Here is a 13,585-nt window from a genome sequence, read left to right as displayed (position 1 = left end):
GCGCTCAGGGCGCCTTGGAACGGGTCTTCTTCGCGGGCGGATAGATCTCGCCCTCGCGCAGCAGCTCGAGCACGGTGTCGCGCTTGCGCAGCACGTGCGCGACCAGCACCTTGCGCATGGCGGCGGCATCGCGCGCGGCCAGCGCCTCGATCATCTGTTCGTGCTCGGCCACGGCGCTCTTCCACTTGGCCTCGTTCTGGTTGGTGCGAAAGCGCAGCGACTGCACGCGCGCATTGATCGAGCGGTAGGTGTTCGACAGCACCGGGTTGCCCGCGGCCTCGTTGATCGCCGAATGGATGCGCGCATTGAGCCGGTAGTAGCCCGAGAGGTCGTGCCGCGCGTAGCAGGCCAGCATCTCGTAGTGCAGCGCGCGCACCTCGGACAGCTGCTCCTCGGTGATGCGGCGCGCGGCCAGTTCGCCCGACATGCCCTCGAGCATCGACAGCACCTCGAAGGTGTCGATCACGTCGGCCTCGGTGAGCTTGACGGCCACCGCGCCGCGGTTGGGCAGCAGGTCGACCAGGCCCTCGGCCGCGAGCAGCTTGATCGCCTCGCGCAGCGGCGTGCGCGAGACGCGCAACTGCAGGCAGAGCTCGCGCTCGTTGAGCTTGGCGCCCGGCGCGATCAGGCCTTCGACCAGCATGGTGCGCAGCCGCGCCGCGACCTGGTCGTGCAGCGCGAGGCGGGAGATTTCGATGATTTCGGCGGTCATGGGATGCGTTCTTTGGGCCTCGTGATTGCATTTTGAATGCAAAAAAGAAGGGCTACAACCTTTGATATTCAGGGTAAACCAGCAGAACAAAATGAATTTTGAATGCAAAACTGGCGCCGAAAGGACCCGCCATGCTGCAACTCGACCTCCATCCCACCGGCCGTCACTTCCTCCAGATCCCCGGCCCCAGCCCGGTGCCCGACCGCATCCTGCGGGCCATGAGCCTGCCCACCATCGACCACCGCGGGCCCGAGTTCGGCACGCTGGGCCTGAAGGTGCTCGGCGGCATCCAGCAGATCTTCAAGACGAAGCACCCGGTCGCGATCTACCCGGCCTCGGGCACCGGCGCCTGGGAAGCCGCGCTCGCCAACACGCTGAGCCCGGGCGACCACGTGCTGATGTACGAGACCGGCCACTTCGCCTCGCTGTGGCAGAAGATGGCCACGCGCCTGGGCGTGTCGACCGAGTTCCTCGCCTACGCGGGCAGCGACGACCAGTTGCCCAACGCGCCGAGCTGGCGCCGCGGCGTGCAGGCCGAGCTGATCGAGGCACGGCTGCGCAAGGACACGGAGAAGAAGATCAAGGCCGTGTGCGTGGTGCACAACGAGACCTCGACCGGCGTCACCTCCGACATCGCCGCGGTGCGCCAGGCGATCGACGCGGCCGGCCATCCGGCCCTCTTGATGGTCGACAGCATCTCGGGCCTCGCGAGCGCCGATTTCCGCCATGACGAATGGGGCGTGGACGTCACGGTCAGCGGCTCGCAGAAGGGCCTGATGCTGCCGCCGGGCATCAGCTTCAACGCGCTCTCGCCGCGCGCGCTCGAGGCATCGAAGGGCGCGAAGCTGCCCAAGGCCTTCTGGGCCTGGGACGAGATCGTCGAGATGAACAAGGACGGCTACTGGCCCTACACGCCCAACACCAACCTGCTCTACGGCCTCTCGGAATCGCTCGACATGCTGTTGGGCGAAGGGCTGGACAACGTGTTCGCGCGCCACCGCCGCTGGGCCGCGGGCGTGCGCGCCGCCGTCCAGGCCTGGGGCCTGCCGATCCAGTGCGCCGACCCGGCCGTCTATTCGCCGGTGCTCACGGGCGTGATCACGCCCGAGGGCGTCGATGCCGATGCGCTGCGCCGGCTGATCCACCAGCGCTTCGACCTCTCGCTGGGCACGGGCCTGGGCAAGCTCAAGGGCCGCATGTTCCGCATGGGCCATCTCGGCGACAGCAACGACCTCACGCTGGTGGCCATGGTCGCGGGTGTCGAGATGGGCATGAAGCTCACCGGCATCAAGCTCGCGGGCAGCGGCGTGCAGGCGGCGATGGACCATTTCGCGAGCCATGCGGCCGCGCCGGTGGCGCTGAAGAAGGCCGCATAGCGACACAGGGAGCCTCGATCGATTCCAGGCCGCAGCGCGCCGCTCGAACGGCGCGGCGGCCTCGGCGCGAGGGCCGCACGGACATGCGCCCTTCCCGCCCCGCATCCGACACCCCCATCCATCCACGGAGACAAGCACGATGCAACGACGTTCCCTGATCCAGGCCGCGACCGCCGCGGCCGCCACGCTGGGCGTGCCCCGGCTGTTCGCGCAGGACTGGCCCAACGCGCCGGTGCGCATCGTGGTGGGCTTCCCGCCGGGCGGCGGCACCGATGCGCTGGCGCGCGTGGTGGCGCAGAAGCTCACCGTGATGTGGAACCAGCAGGTGATCGTCGAGAACAAGGCCGGCGTGGCCGGGGTGCTCGCGGCCGACTACGTGGCGCAGCAGCCGAGCGACGGCAGCACGCTGCTGATGGCCCACATCAACAGCCATGCGCTCGCGCCCAGCCTGCAGCCCAAGCTGCGCTACAGCGTGGAGCGCGACTTCGTGCCGATCGTGCTGGTGGGCGTCACGCCCAACCTGCTGATCGCGAGCCCGGCGCAGAAGGCGCTCACGGTGAAGGACATCGTGGCCGCCTGCAAGGCCGCGCCCGGCACGCTGAGCTTCGGCTCGGCCGGCGCCGGCTCGGCGCAGCACCTGGCGCTCGAGATGTTCAAGCTGCAGGCCGGCGTCGATGCGCTGCACGTGCCCTACAAGGGCAGCGGGCCGCTGCTGGCCGACCTGATGGGCGGGCAGATCCAGTACAGCTTCGAGACCATGACCGCGGCCACGCCGCACGTGAAGAGCGGCCGCGTGCTCGCCGTGGCGCAGACGCGCACCCAGCGCGCCAAGGGCCACCCGAACGTGCCGACCATGCAGGAGCAGGGCTTCCAGGGCTTCGAGGCCACCACCTGGTACGGCCTCGCGGGCCCGGGCAAGCTGCCGGCCGCCATCGCGCAGAAGGTCAACCGCGACGTGAATGCCGTGCTCGCCATGCCCGACGTGCAGGAGAAGCTCGACACCTACGGCGCCGAGGACGGCGGCGGCTCGCAGGACAAGTTCAGGCAGTTCATCCACACCGAGATCGCCAAGTGGGCCAAGGTGGTGAAGGACGGCAACGTGCGCGTCGAATCTTGAGAAGATCGGCGGCATGAACGCACACACGACCACCCTGCCCCCTTCTCTTTCCGCGCTGGCCGACGCCCTCGTCGCCGCGCGCCGCGCCAACCGCACGCTCGATGCCGTGCCCTGGCTCGACACGCTGCACGAGCCCGCCGAGGCCTACGCGGTGCAGGACGCGGTGGCCGCGGCACTCGGCTGGTTCGACGCGGGCACCCTGCCCGGCTGCTGGAAATCCGGCGGCGGCTCGCGCGGCGCGACGCTCACGCATGCGCCGCTGCCGCCCGCCGGCGTGCGCCAGAGCCCGGCCGATTGCTCCGACCTCGTGTTCCACCAGCCCGGCATCGAGGCCGAGATCGCGCTGCGCCTGGGCCGCGAGGTCACGCCGGCACAGGCCGCGTCGCTCGACCATGAAGACGCGGCCGCGCTGGTCGATGCCATGACGGTCTCCATCGAGGTCTGCGATGCGCGCTGGCAGGACCGCGAGGCCGCCACGCCGTTGCTGCGGCTGGCCGACTCGCAGGTGCATGGCGCGCTGGTGCTCGGCGAATGGCGGCCCTTCGCCGCCATCGACTGGGCCTCGCAGCGCTGCGAAACCAGGATCGGCAACGCCGACACGGTGGTGCGCGAAGGCAGCCATCCGCTCGGCGATCCGGCCTGGCTGCTGCCGATCTGGCTGCGCCATCTCACGCGCCACGGCCAGGCCGTGCCGGCCGGCACGGTGGTCACGACCGGGTCCTGGATCGGCCTGCTGCCCTGCGCGCGCGGCGATCAGGTGACGGCCGATTTCCCCGGCATCGGCGCCGTGCGGCTGCGCGTGTAGCGCCCGCCACCCACGCCCGAACAGGCCACGAGGAAGTCGAGCACCGCGCGCACCCGCGCCGGCAGGGTGCCGGCCTTGCCGATGTAGACCGCGTGGATCGGCTCCACCTCGTTCGGGTTGAACTCCTCGAGCAGCGGCACGAGCCGGCCCGCGTCGATGTCGTGCTGCGTGTGATAGAGCGACAGCCGCGTGATGCCGGCGCCCGCGATCGCGAGGTGGCGCAGGGTCTCGCCATCGCCCGCGCGCACCGGGCCGGCCACCGGCAGCAGGATCGTCCGGCCGTCGATGCGGAACGGCCAGTCGGGCGCGCTGCGCCGGTAGGTCCAGCCCAGGCGGCTGTGCGCCTCGAGTTCCTGCGGCGTGCGCGGCGTGCCGTACTTCGCGAGGTAGGACGGCGCGGCCAGGAGGGTCTGGCTGGTGTCGCCGATGCGCCGCGCCACCAGGTCGGAGGCCGGCAGCTGGCCCCAGCGGATCGCGATGTCGGCGCGCTCGTCCATCAGGTCGACGATGCGGTCGGTCAGCGCGATGTCGAGCGTGATCTGCGGATGCAGTTCGATCAGCTTCGGCACCAGCGGTACCAGCATGTGGTGGCCGAAGGACACGCTGGCATTGATGCTGACCCGGCCGCGCGGCGCGGCACCGGCGGCGGCGCAGCGCTCGGCCTCGTCCATGTCGGCCAGCACGCGGTGGCTGCGCTCGTAGAAATGCAGGCCCTCGGGCGTGAGCTGCAGCTTGCGCGTGGAGCGGTGCACGAGCTGGATGCCCAGCCGCGCCTCGAGGCGCGCCACCAGCTTGCTGACGGCCGAGGGCGTCATGCCCAGCAGCCGCGCGGCGGCCGAGAAGCCGCCCGCGTCGACCACCTGCACGAAGGCCTCCATCTCGCCCGAACGGTTGACCTCGATGCGCGGCATGGCGTGTTCTCCGGTGGATTCGGCTTGTGAGTTGAATTCACAAGTGCATTGACCGGCGGCATTCTAGTCAACGAGGGACTTCGTCCGCACAGTACAGGGCATCATGCCCATCGCTCTACTCGCCCTCACCGCCGGTGCCTTCGGAATAGGCACCACCGAATTCGTCATCATGGGCCTGCTGATGCAGGTCTCGACCGACCTCCAGGTCTCGATCACGGCCGCCGGCCTGCTGATCTCGGGCTACGCGCTCGGGGTCGCGGTCGGCGCGCCGCTGCTCACCATCGCCACCCGCCGGCTGCCGCGCAAGACCGTGCTGCTGGCGCTGATGGCGATCTTCACGCTCGGCAACATCGCCTGCGCGTTGGCACCCAGCTACGAACTGCTGATGGGCGCGCGCGTCATCACCTCGCTCGCGCACGGCACCTTCTTCGGCGTCGGCTCGGTGGTGGCCACCGGCCTGGTGGCGCCCGAACGCCGCGCCTCGGCCATCGCCATCATGTTTACCGGCCTGACCGCCGCCACCCTGCTGGGCGTGCCCTTCGGCGCCTGGCTGGGCCTGCACTTCGGCTGGCGCGCGGCCTTCTGGGCCGTGGCGCTGATCGGCCTCGTGGCGCTCGCGGTGCTGGCCGTGTTCGTGCCGCGCGTCGAGGGCGAGGCGAAGCCCGCGCCGCTGCGCGAGGAGATCGCCGTGCTGGCCCGGCCCCAGGTGCTGCTGGGCCTGGCGATGACGGTGCTCGGCTTCGCCGGCGTGTTCGCCGTCTTCACCTACATCCAGCCGCTGCTGACCCAGGTCACGGGCCTGTCGGAATCGGCGGTGTCGCCGATCCTGCTGGTGTTCGGCGGCGGCCTGGCCGTGGGCAACATCCTCGGCGGCCGGCTGGCCGACCGCGCGACCATGCCCGCGGTGCTCGGCACCTTGGCCGTGCTCGCGGTGGTGCTCGGCACGATGCAGTTCGCCATCGGCACGCCGATCGCCGCGGTGGTCTTCGTCGGCCTGCTCGGCGTGGCCTCGTTCGCCACGGTGGCGCCGATGCAATTGCGCGTGCTCGAGAAGGCCTCGGGCGCGGGCCAGAACCTGGCCTCGAGCCTCAACATCGCGGCCTTCAACCTCGGCAATGCACTCGGCGCTTGGGCCGGCGGCGTGGTCATCGACCATGGCCCGGGCCTGCGCGCGCTGGGCTGGGCCGCGGCGCTCTTGACCGTGGCGGGCCTCGCGATCGCGCTGTGGAGCCGCGCGCTCGACCGGCGCGGCGACCGCGCCCTGCCCGGCGATTGCGCTTCGGTGCGCGCCTGATCCATCCAACGCTCAAGGAGAACCCTCATGGAACAACGCTTTCTCGGTCGCTCGGGCTTCAAGGTGCCCGCCCTCGGTTTCGGCGCCGGCACCTTCGGCGGGCAGGGCCCGCTGTTCAGCGCCTGGGGCAACACCGGCACCGACGGCGCGCGCCGCATCGTCGACATCGCGCTCGATGCCGGCGTGAACCTGTTCGACACCGCCGACGTCTATTCGAACGGTGCCTCCGAGACCATCCTCGGCGCCGCGCTCAAGGGCCGGCGCGACAAGGCCATCGTCTCGACCAAGCTCTCGCTGCGCGCGGGCGACGGCCCGAACCAGGTCGGCGCCTCGCGCCACCACCTGGTGGGCGCGACCGAGGCCGCGCTCAGGCGGCTGGGCACCGACTACATCGACATCCTGCAGCTGCACGCCTTCGACGCGATGACGCCGGTCGAGCAGGTGCTGGGCACGCTCGACGCGCTCGTGAAGTCGGGCAAGGTGCGCTACATCGGCATGTCGAACTTCTCGGGCTGGCAGCTGATGAAGTCGCTCGCGGCCTCCGACCGGCTGGGCCTCGAGCGCTACGTGGCGAACCAGACCTACTACTCGCTGGTCGGGCGTGACTACGAGTTCGAGCTGATGCCGCTGGGCCTGGACCAGGGCGTGGGCGCGATCGTCTGGAGCCCGCTGGGCTGGGGCCGCCTCACGGGCAAGATCCGGCGCGGCCAGCCGCTGCCCGCGGGCAGCCGGCTGCACGAGACCGCCGGCTTCGCGCCGCCAGTGGACGACGAGCGCCTCTACCGCGTCGTCGATGCGATGGACATCGTGGCCGAGGAGACCGGCAAGACCCACGCGCAGATCGCACTCAACTGGCTGCTGCAGCGGCCCACGGTGGCCAGCGTGCTGATCGGCGCGCGCGACGAGGCGCAGCTCACGCAGAACCTCGGCGCGCTCGGCTGGCAGCTGAGCGACGCGCAGATGGCGCGGCTCGACACGGCCAGCGCGATCGCGCCGCCCTATCCGTACTACCCGTACTGGAACGGGCAGTTCGCGGAGCGCAGCCCGGTGGCGGTGCCGATCAACGCGCCGGCCTGAGCTCGCCGGCCGACACGAAGCGGCGCGCGCGCATCCACTTGGTCACGACCCATTTCTCGCCGCGTGTCACGGGCGCGCTCGCGTGCAGCGAGCGCGCGTCGACGCGCCCCTCGTCGTCGCCGTACTCGAAGTAGCAGGCATTGCCGCGAATCGGCGACATCGCCAGGCCCAGCTGCGGAAAGACGGTTTGGCCGCCCTCGGGCACGTCGTTGAGGTAGGTCACGAGCGTGCTCACGCGCTGGCCGCTGCGCGCGATCGATTCGCGGTTGGCCAGGTTGCTCGGCGCCAGGTAGTCGTGGTGGGGTTCGCTGCCCGCGCCCTCCGGGTAGTGCAGCAACTGCAGGCCCTCGCCGTTCTCCAGCGGCAGGTTCATCAGCGCCGACAGTCGGCGGTCGAGGCGGGCCACGAGCTCATTCTCGGCCAGGCGGAAGAACATGCCCCAGCTCGCGCGCCGGTCGCTGACCACGTCGCGCCCGCTCATCGGATCGACCAGGGTGGAAGGCGCGAGGCGCGGCCGCGCCATCTCGATCAGGGCCCGGCATTCCTCGGCATCCATCACGTTGCCCAGCGAGGCATGGACCGGGTCTTCGCCGCGCGCATGCACGACGATCTCGCGGTCGATGGCCTGGAGCCGCGTGCACGGTGCGAGCCGCATCGCGGGCCGGGCAGCCGCCGCATCCGGCAGCTCGATGGCATCGACTGGCATCGCCGCGCCGCGCTGCCGCGCATCGACATGGGCCGCGACGATGGCCTGCGCGGCGCGTTCGTTCATGCCCTTGCCGCGCATCGTGGCGACCAGTGCCTGCGGCATCTGGCCGGCATCGAGCATGCCCTGGAGCCAGCGCCCCAGCTCGGGGGAAAAGCGCACGACGGTGCTCATGGCCGGTCGCCGCTCAGACGGGACCCAGGTGCGGCACCCAGCCCTTGTCGCCGCGCGTGAAGCCCTGGCGCAGCTGCAGCGGGCCGTTGGCGCCATTCATGATGCGCGCGACCATCGGGAACACGCGCTGCGCGTCGGGGTCCTGCATCCACGGCGCCGGGTCGATGCGGTAGGTGTAGCTCACCACGACCATCGGATGGCTGGCGTCGGTGCCGGCCAGCTTCACGTCGACGATCTTCTCGCGCTGCAGGTGCGCCACGCAGAAGTCGTTGGCATGCTCGGCGTCGCGGGTGGCATGCGAATGCGGCTTGTAGAACTTGCGGCCCTCGTCGGTCAGTTCGAAGCGCTTGACCGCGCCGTCGGGGTTCTCGGCGCTCTTCGGCGCGGCGACGATGGTGCTGCGCACCAGGCCCAGCTTCTCCATCACCGGGAACTGCACCGCATGGCGCGCGCCGGAACCGGCCTCGGCTTCGGTCAGGTCGATCGGCCAGTCGAACATCGCGAGGCAGATGTCGCCGCGCTCGGCCAGGTAGGCGTCGAGCGGGGCCGCGAGGTTCTCGGCGGTGGGTGCGTTGGCGTCGGGGCCGGCGCCGCAGGCGGCGAGCGCGCAGAGCGCGCCCATCGCCGTGAGGGTTGTCAGGGTCTGGAGCGAGGAACGGAGATTCATGGGGTTCTGGTGGAGGTATCGGGTAGCCAAGGCGGTGCTCAGTGCAGGTCGAGTTCGTCCGCGACCCAGCCGCGCCGCGTGAGGTGGACGCCGAGGCGCATCTGCATCGTTCCCTCGCGCTGGATCGCGCGCGCGAGCAGCGGGAAGGCCTGCTGCACCTCGGGCGCGGCGGCCCAGGGATCGAGCGCGATGCGGTAGGTGAAGAGCAGCGAAGTCGTCGTGCGCTCGTCGCGGGTCTGCGGCGGGTCCCAGCCGACCAGCCGATCGAGGCTCAGGGTGGCCGCGCACAGATCGCCCGGATGCACGACGGTCTGCGTGGTGGTGCGCACCACCACGGGCACCTGCAGGTAGTGCTGGCGCCCCGTGTCGGTCAGCGCGTATTCGCGAGCGGCCGCGACGTCCTTGCCGGTCACGAAGCCGAGCTTCTCGAGCAGCGGCATCTGCTGTGCGTCGGGCGCGTTCGATCCGGTCGCGACCTTGATCGGCCAGTCGTACATGGCCAGGCACACATGGCCGCGCTGCGCGAGGTAGTCGCTGGCGGCCGCGGTGAAGTTGTCGCGGTTCGGAAAGCGCGCCTCTTCGTTGCCGCAGGCGGTCAGCACGACCATCGGCAACGCGAGGCACGCGGCGATGCCGAAGCGCCGCCAGGAATTCAAGCGCGGGCCCGTCATTTCGTGCACCGGCCGGAAGTCGCTGGCGTGGCGGTCGGCTGGTAGCCGTCGCTCAGCGTGCCGAGGAAGCAGGTCAGGTCGGCGATCTGCTCGGCCGTCATGGCCGGTGCCGAGCCCGGCGTGCGCGGCCTGGTACCGCTGGCGGCCGTCTTGTCGCCGCCCTCGCCCGTGCCCAGCGGCACTTCCTCGTCGACGTTGCCCTGCTGCGCGCGCGGCAGGTCGTTGTACTTGCGCACCGTCGCGCCCGGCACGGCGGTGGGCTGCAGCGCCCAGGCCGGATTCGCCTGCGGCGCGCCCTGGCCGTCCTTGTCGCCTGGATACCAGTATTCGGGATGGGTGTCGCGCGTGTTGTAGAAGTTGAGCACCTGCTCCATCGAATGGAACACGCCGTTGTGGAAGAAGCTGCCGCGCGTCGCCACGTTGCGCAGCACCGGCACCTTGAACATGCCGCAGTACGGATTCGCCGTGTCCGGCGTGGCGGGCATGTGATCGGTGCGGAAGGGACCGCACAGCCCCATGTCGAAGTACTTCGGATCGTCGTTGGCCGGGATCGGATCGGGATTGTTCGGGATCGAGCGGTCGTTGCGCGGCGCGGCCAGCGCCTGGTAGGTGAAGTCGCTCATGAGGCCGGTGTTGCCGTTGAAGTTGGCGCCCGTGTAGTGGCAGCCCGAGCAGTTGGCGACGCCGCTGCTGTGGAACAGCACCTCGCCGCGCCGCTCGGCGGGCGTCAGCGCGCCGCCGATCTTGTTGAAGACATAGAGGTCGTACTTGCTGCTGTACGGGTGGAAGCTCAGGTCCTCGGTCTCGAGCGCCTGGATCGCCTTGCCCAGCGCATCGAAGGCCTGGTCGGTGTCGTCGAACACCTGGGCGCCGAAGGCCTGCTGGAACAGCGCCGCATAGCTGCCCTCGCGCACCGCCTTCACCACCGCCTCCTTCGAGGCGGCATTCATCTCGACCGGGTTGAGCAGCGGCAGCGCGGCCTGCGCCGCCATCGTGGCCGCGCGGCCGTCCCACATGAAGCCGCCGCCCGGCGACTCGGAGGTCACGCCGTCGGGGTTGGGCGCGTTGTCGTCGTAGGCCGGCGTCGATTCGCGGTAGCGCAGCGAAGGCACGGCGCGCGCGCCGGTCTGCGCGATGTCGGAACCGAGCTGCACCGAGATGCTGTTGGGCGGGCCATAGGCGTACTGCGGGTCGTGGCAGCTCGCGCACGACATGTTGCCGCCGCCCGAGAGCCTCTGGTCGAAGAAGGCCAGCTGGCCGACCTGGGCCGGCAGGCTCAGCACCTGGGGACGCGCCGCGACGGCGCCCTTGGCCGCCGCCGGATCGGTACTGTTGCAGGCCGCCAGGGCCCACAGCGCGGCCGCGAGCACCATGCCGAGCGCGACCGTCTTTTCCATTGCCAAGTTCATCATTCAACGTTGCATCCCGCGAAGGGGCCAGGCCGCCTTGCGGGATTTCGGAAACCTGAAACGCCAGATTCCAGACGGTCCGCAACGGATCCCGTCTGGAATGGCATGAGGGGAGCGGATCCGCGAGACGAGGCGATCCACCTCGCCCCGCGGATCGTCCTTCGGCTTACTTCGTCGCCCAGACGTTGACCTGGCTCGCGTCGGGTCCCACCTGCGGCGTGATCTGGCCTTCGAGCTTGCCGGTGACCGGGTCCTGCACACCGACGATGTCGTTCGGATAGAGCTTCTGGGTGTAGCCCGCCGGAATCACGTAGGCGTGGTTGATCGGCCGCACCGAGTCGAAGTGCGTGTCGGCGCTGCCCGAGTACTCCGGCAGTGCAGCGATGTTGGCCGTGATGAAGGCTTCGGTGTACTTGGCGCGGTTCAGGTAGCTCGCATCGACGGCCGGGTCGGCGATCTGGAACATGTCCTGCAGCGTGCGCACGAACGAGAAGTGGCTGTAGGCATCGCTGTCCACCACCTGCTTCTTCGCGCCGCCCACGTCCTGCTGGTTGCTGATGATCCCGAAGATCGAGTTACCGTGGCCGAAGTTGCCGTTGCTGTAGTTCTGCGGCGGCGCGGTCGGCAGGCCCTTGCCGCTCGCATCCACGGTCAGCGGCGTGGTCTTCGAATTCGGGCCGCCGGCATTCCAGCCGCAGCACGAACCGTTGCTGCCGCCCTCGCCTTCGTCGTACATCACGACGATCGCCACGCGCTTGTTCGGGTTCTTCCACAGCGCCGAGTTCTGGATCTTCTTGACCACCATGCCGAGGTAGATGTCGGCGCGCTGCACGCCATTGGCCTGGCCGTTGTTGTTGCTCACGCAGCTGGTGTCGCTGCCGACGCCGTGCATGTCGTCGCACTGGTCGGGCACGACGAAGTTGATGTTGCCCACGTCGCCGGTGTCCAGGTCCTTGCTGAACTGGTCGTAGATCCAGCCGCTGGGCAGGCCGTAGGCCGAGCTCTTGAGCCAGTCGGCTTCCTGGTACTGCGTACCGAAGATGGTGCGGTTGGTGGCCACGAACTCGGGCAGGTTGCGCGCGTCCTGGTAGGCGATGGAGGGGCCGTGCTTGACCTTGTAGAGGCCGTTCACCACGGCGAAGTTGCTCGAGCCCACGAGGCTGGGCGTGGAGCCGTCGAGGTTGGTCACGCCCAGGCGGCTCGCGTCGTAGGTGGCGGCCACCTGCGCATCGGCGATGCTGTCGGCGCGCACGTCCTGGCCCGGGTTCATCGATTCGCTGTAGGTGCGGATCGTGCGGCCGGTCTTCGACATCAGCGTGAACAGGTTGTCGCCGGGGATGTTGTGCACGGTACCGGTGGTCGGCGCGTCGCCGCAGCTCGCGCTGGCCGCGCTGTAGCCGGCGCGGGTGGCGCTGCCGGCGGGCGGCAGCTTGGCCTGCGCGGGCAGCGGCTGGCCGTCCGAGGCCGTGCCGGCCTTGAACTCGACGTCGGTGACCGCGTAGGGGGTGCCCGCGACGGCACCGCAGCCGAACCAGTTGTCGTCGGTGATGCCGAAGTCGTCGCCGCCGCCCAGCGCGGTGTAGTTCGGCTCCGACGGATTGCCGGTCGAGTAGTAGGTGCTGAGCTGGTTGTACTTCTTGAGGATGTAGTTGATGTTGACGGCGCGCGGGTTGTCCACGATCACGTCGGTCGACTTGTTCTCCTCGATGATCACGAAGATGTTGTCGTAAGCCGGCACGCCTTCGACGTTGAAGGCCGCCTGCTGCGCCTGCGCGAAGGTGATCGGCGCCTGCTTCTGCAGCGGCTGCGAACGCGCGACGCTGCTGCCGTCCTTGTTGCTGAGGGTCACGCCCGACAAGCCCACCAGGCGCGGGTCGCCGCCCGCCACCGCGAGGTGGTCGGGGAACATGTCCTTGCGGTCGAGCTTGGCCGTCGCGTAGGTGTAGCGGTTGGTGAGCTCGTTGTCCTGGTACAGGGCCGCGTACTGGTCGGTGCCCTTCAGGCCGTTGACGTCGGCCAGCGGATCGGTGAGCGCGGCCGTGCCGAGGTTGAAGGTGGGCACGTTCAGGCGCGCGAGCAGGTTGGCCTTCTCGGCCTTGTAGCTGCTGCCGTTGGCTTCCACCAGGCGCTGCGCTTCGCTCGACAGCGGGCTGATGACGATCTTGGTGGCGCCCTGGTCGGCGATCTGGTCGGCCGAAGCGCGCAGGATCAGGTGGCTCGCGACCTTGGCGCCGGTGGCCGTGTTGGTCGCCGAGGTGCCGATGTCGGCCACGAGCTGGCCGCCCTGGGTGGTGGTCAGCGTGAACTTGCCGCTGGCGTCGGTGGTGGTCGAGGCTTCGCCGCTGTCGAGCACGCCGTTGCCGTTGGCATCGACGAAGACCGTGGCCTTCGCGTAGTAGCCGGCCTTGAGCGTCGGGTTGCCCGAGGCGCTGCCCGGCACGAAACCGCTGGCGGCGACCACGCCGCTGAGCGTGACGGCGTTGCCGCCGCTGCCGTCGCCGGACGGCAGGAACGCGACACCGCTGCCGCCACCGCCGCCGCAGGCGGTCAGCACGGAGGCCGCGAGCACCGTGAGCGCGGGGCACAGCAGGCCGGTCTTGATCTTGTGGATGTTTTTCAAAGTCGACTCTCGATCGTTGGGGAATGCGAACGGACGCACGGATTCG

12 protein-coding genes are annotated in these 13,585 nt (G+C 69.8%); 5 read left to right on the top strand and 7 right to left on the bottom strand.

Annotation, left to right across the window (positions count from 1 at the left end):
• Positions 1-4: 4 nt before the first annotated feature.
• The gene (locus ACEN9J_RS05105) at positions 5-712 is read right to left on the bottom strand and encodes a GntR family transcriptional regulator (protein ID WP_261205684.1); all 708 of its coding nucleotides are present in this window, start codon (positions 710-712) and stop codon (positions 5-7) included.
• 131 nt (positions 713-843) lie between these two features.
• On the opposite strand from ACEN9J_RS05105, the gene ACEN9J_RS05100 reads away from it, so the two are divergent.
• The 3 genes from ACEN9J_RS05100 (at position 844) to ACEN9J_RS05090 (ending at position 4,010) form a co-directional block, all read left to right on the top strand.
• On the top strand, positions 844-2,088 hold the full coding sequence (locus ACEN9J_RS05100; RefSeq protein ID WP_057594796.1) for a pyridoxal-phosphate-dependent aminotransferase family protein: 1,245 nt from the start codon (positions 844-846) through the stop codon (positions 2,086-2,088).
• Between the two features lie 139 nt (positions 2,089-2,227).
• A complete protein-coding gene (locus tag ACEN9J_RS05095) occupies positions 2,228-3,205 on the top strand; it encodes a tripartite tricarboxylate transporter substrate binding protein (protein ID WP_208511811.1) in 978 nt (325 codons plus the stop codon).
• 13 nt (positions 3,206-3,218) lie between these two features.
• Complete coding sequence (locus ACEN9J_RS05090; RefSeq protein ID WP_413763495.1) at positions 3,219-4,010, top strand: 2-keto-4-pentenoate hydratase; 792 nt, start codon at positions 3,219-3,221, stop codon at positions 4,008-4,010.
• On the opposite strand, the gene ACEN9J_RS05085 is transcribed toward ACEN9J_RS05090, so the two are convergent.
• A complete protein-coding gene (locus tag ACEN9J_RS05085; protein WP_261205680.1) occupies positions 3,959-4,921 on the bottom strand; it encodes a LysR family transcriptional regulator in 963 nt (320 codons plus the stop codon). The genes ACEN9J_RS05090 and ACEN9J_RS05085 overlap by 52 nt on opposite strands.
• Before the next feature lie 103 nt (positions 4,922-5,024).
• Between ACEN9J_RS05085 and ACEN9J_RS05080 the strand changes: the two genes are divergently transcribed.
• Positions 5,025-6,215, top strand: a complete 1,191-nt coding sequence (locus tag ACEN9J_RS05080; protein WP_057594800.1) for an MFS transporter — start codon at positions 5,025-5,027, stop codon at positions 6,213-6,215.
• 27 nt (positions 6,216-6,242) lie between these two features.
• Positions 6,243-7,292 (top strand): aldo/keto reductase, encoded by a 1,050-nt coding sequence (locus tag ACEN9J_RS05075; protein ID WP_413763494.1) that lies wholly within the window; start codon positions 6,243-6,245, stop codon positions 7,290-7,292.
• Here the strand turns inward: ACEN9J_RS05075 and ACEN9J_RS05070 are convergent.
• The 5 genes from ACEN9J_RS05070 to ACEN9J_RS05050 all read right to left on the bottom strand — a co-directional run bounded on the left by ACEN9J_RS05070 (position 7,276) and on the right by ACEN9J_RS05050 (position 13,539).
• Positions 7,276-8,172: a 2OG-Fe(II) oxygenase gene (locus ACEN9J_RS05070; protein WP_413763493.1), complete on the bottom strand. Its 897-nt coding sequence runs from the start codon at positions 8,170-8,172 to the stop codon at positions 7,276-7,278. The two genes, ACEN9J_RS05075 and ACEN9J_RS05070, sit on opposite strands and share 17 nt — an antisense overlap.
• 13 nt (positions 8,173-8,185) lie before the next feature.
• Positions 8,186-8,839, bottom strand: a complete 654-nt coding sequence (locus ACEN9J_RS05065; RefSeq protein WP_413763492.1) for a hypothetical protein — start codon at positions 8,837-8,839, stop codon at positions 8,186-8,188.
• A 38-nt stretch (positions 8,840-8,877) separates the two neighbouring features.
• Complete coding sequence (locus ACEN9J_RS05060; protein ID WP_413763491.1) at positions 8,878-9,495, bottom strand: hypothetical protein; 618 nt, start codon at positions 9,493-9,495, stop codon at positions 8,878-8,880.
• Between the two features lie 11 nt (positions 9,496-9,506).
• Positions 9,507-10,907 (bottom strand): cytochrome-c peroxidase, encoded by a 1,401-nt coding sequence (locus ACEN9J_RS05055; RefSeq protein ID WP_413763490.1) that lies wholly within the window; start codon positions 10,905-10,907, stop codon positions 9,507-9,509.
• 178 nt (positions 10,908-11,085) lie between these two features.
• Positions 11,086-13,539: an alkaline phosphatase family protein gene (locus ACEN9J_RS05050; RefSeq protein WP_413763489.1), complete on the bottom strand. Its 2,454-nt coding sequence runs from the start codon at positions 13,537-13,539 to the stop codon at positions 11,086-11,088.
• Positions 13,540-13,585 lie beyond the last annotated feature (46 nt).

The organism is Variovorax sp. Varisp41 (assembly GCF_047325085.1).
In the GTDB taxonomy this organism is placed as follows: domain Bacteria; phylum Pseudomonadota; class Gammaproteobacteria; order Burkholderiales; family Burkholderiaceae_C; genus Variovorax.
The sequence above is the reverse complement of the archived record's forward strand: the minus strand, read 5'-3'. Positions and strand labels throughout refer to the sequence as shown.

Coding starts and splice junctions, on each gene's coding strand:
- ACEN9J_RS05080 (WP_057594800.1), top strand. CDS start 5,025: ATGCCCATCGCTCTACTCGCCCTCACCGCCGGTGCCTTCGGAATAGGC.
- ACEN9J_RS05085 (WP_261205680.1), bottom strand. CDS start 4,921: ATGCCGCGCATCGAGGTCAACCGTTCGGGCGAGATGGAGGCCTTCGTG.
- ACEN9J_RS05055 (WP_413763490.1), bottom strand. CDS start 10,907: ATGGAAAAGACGGTCGCGCTCGGCATGGTGCTCGCGGCCGCGCTGTGG.
- ACEN9J_RS05075 (WP_413763494.1), top strand. CDS start 6,243: ATGGAACAACGCTTTCTCGGTCGCTCGGGCTTCAAGGTGCCCGCCCTC.
- ACEN9J_RS05065 (WP_413763492.1), bottom strand. CDS start 8,839: ATGAATCTCCGTTCCTCGCTCCAGACCCTGACAACCCTCACGGCGATG.
- ACEN9J_RS05090 (WP_413763495.1), top strand. CDS start 3,219: ATGAACGCACACACGACCACCCTGCCCCCTTCTCTTTCCGCGCTGGCC.
- ACEN9J_RS05100 (WP_057594796.1), top strand. CDS start 844: ATGCTGCAACTCGACCTCCATCCCACCGGCCGTCACTTCCTCCAGATC.
- ACEN9J_RS05095 (WP_208511811.1), top strand. CDS start 2,228: ATGCAACGACGTTCCCTGATCCAGGCCGCGACCGCCGCGGCCGCCACG.
- ACEN9J_RS05070 (WP_413763493.1), bottom strand. CDS start 8,172: ATGAGCACCGTCGTGCGCTTTTCCCCCGAGCTGGGGCGCTGGCTCCAG.
- ACEN9J_RS05105 (WP_261205684.1), bottom strand. CDS start 712: ATGACCGCCGAAATCATCGAAATCTCCCGCCTCGCGCTGCACGACCAG.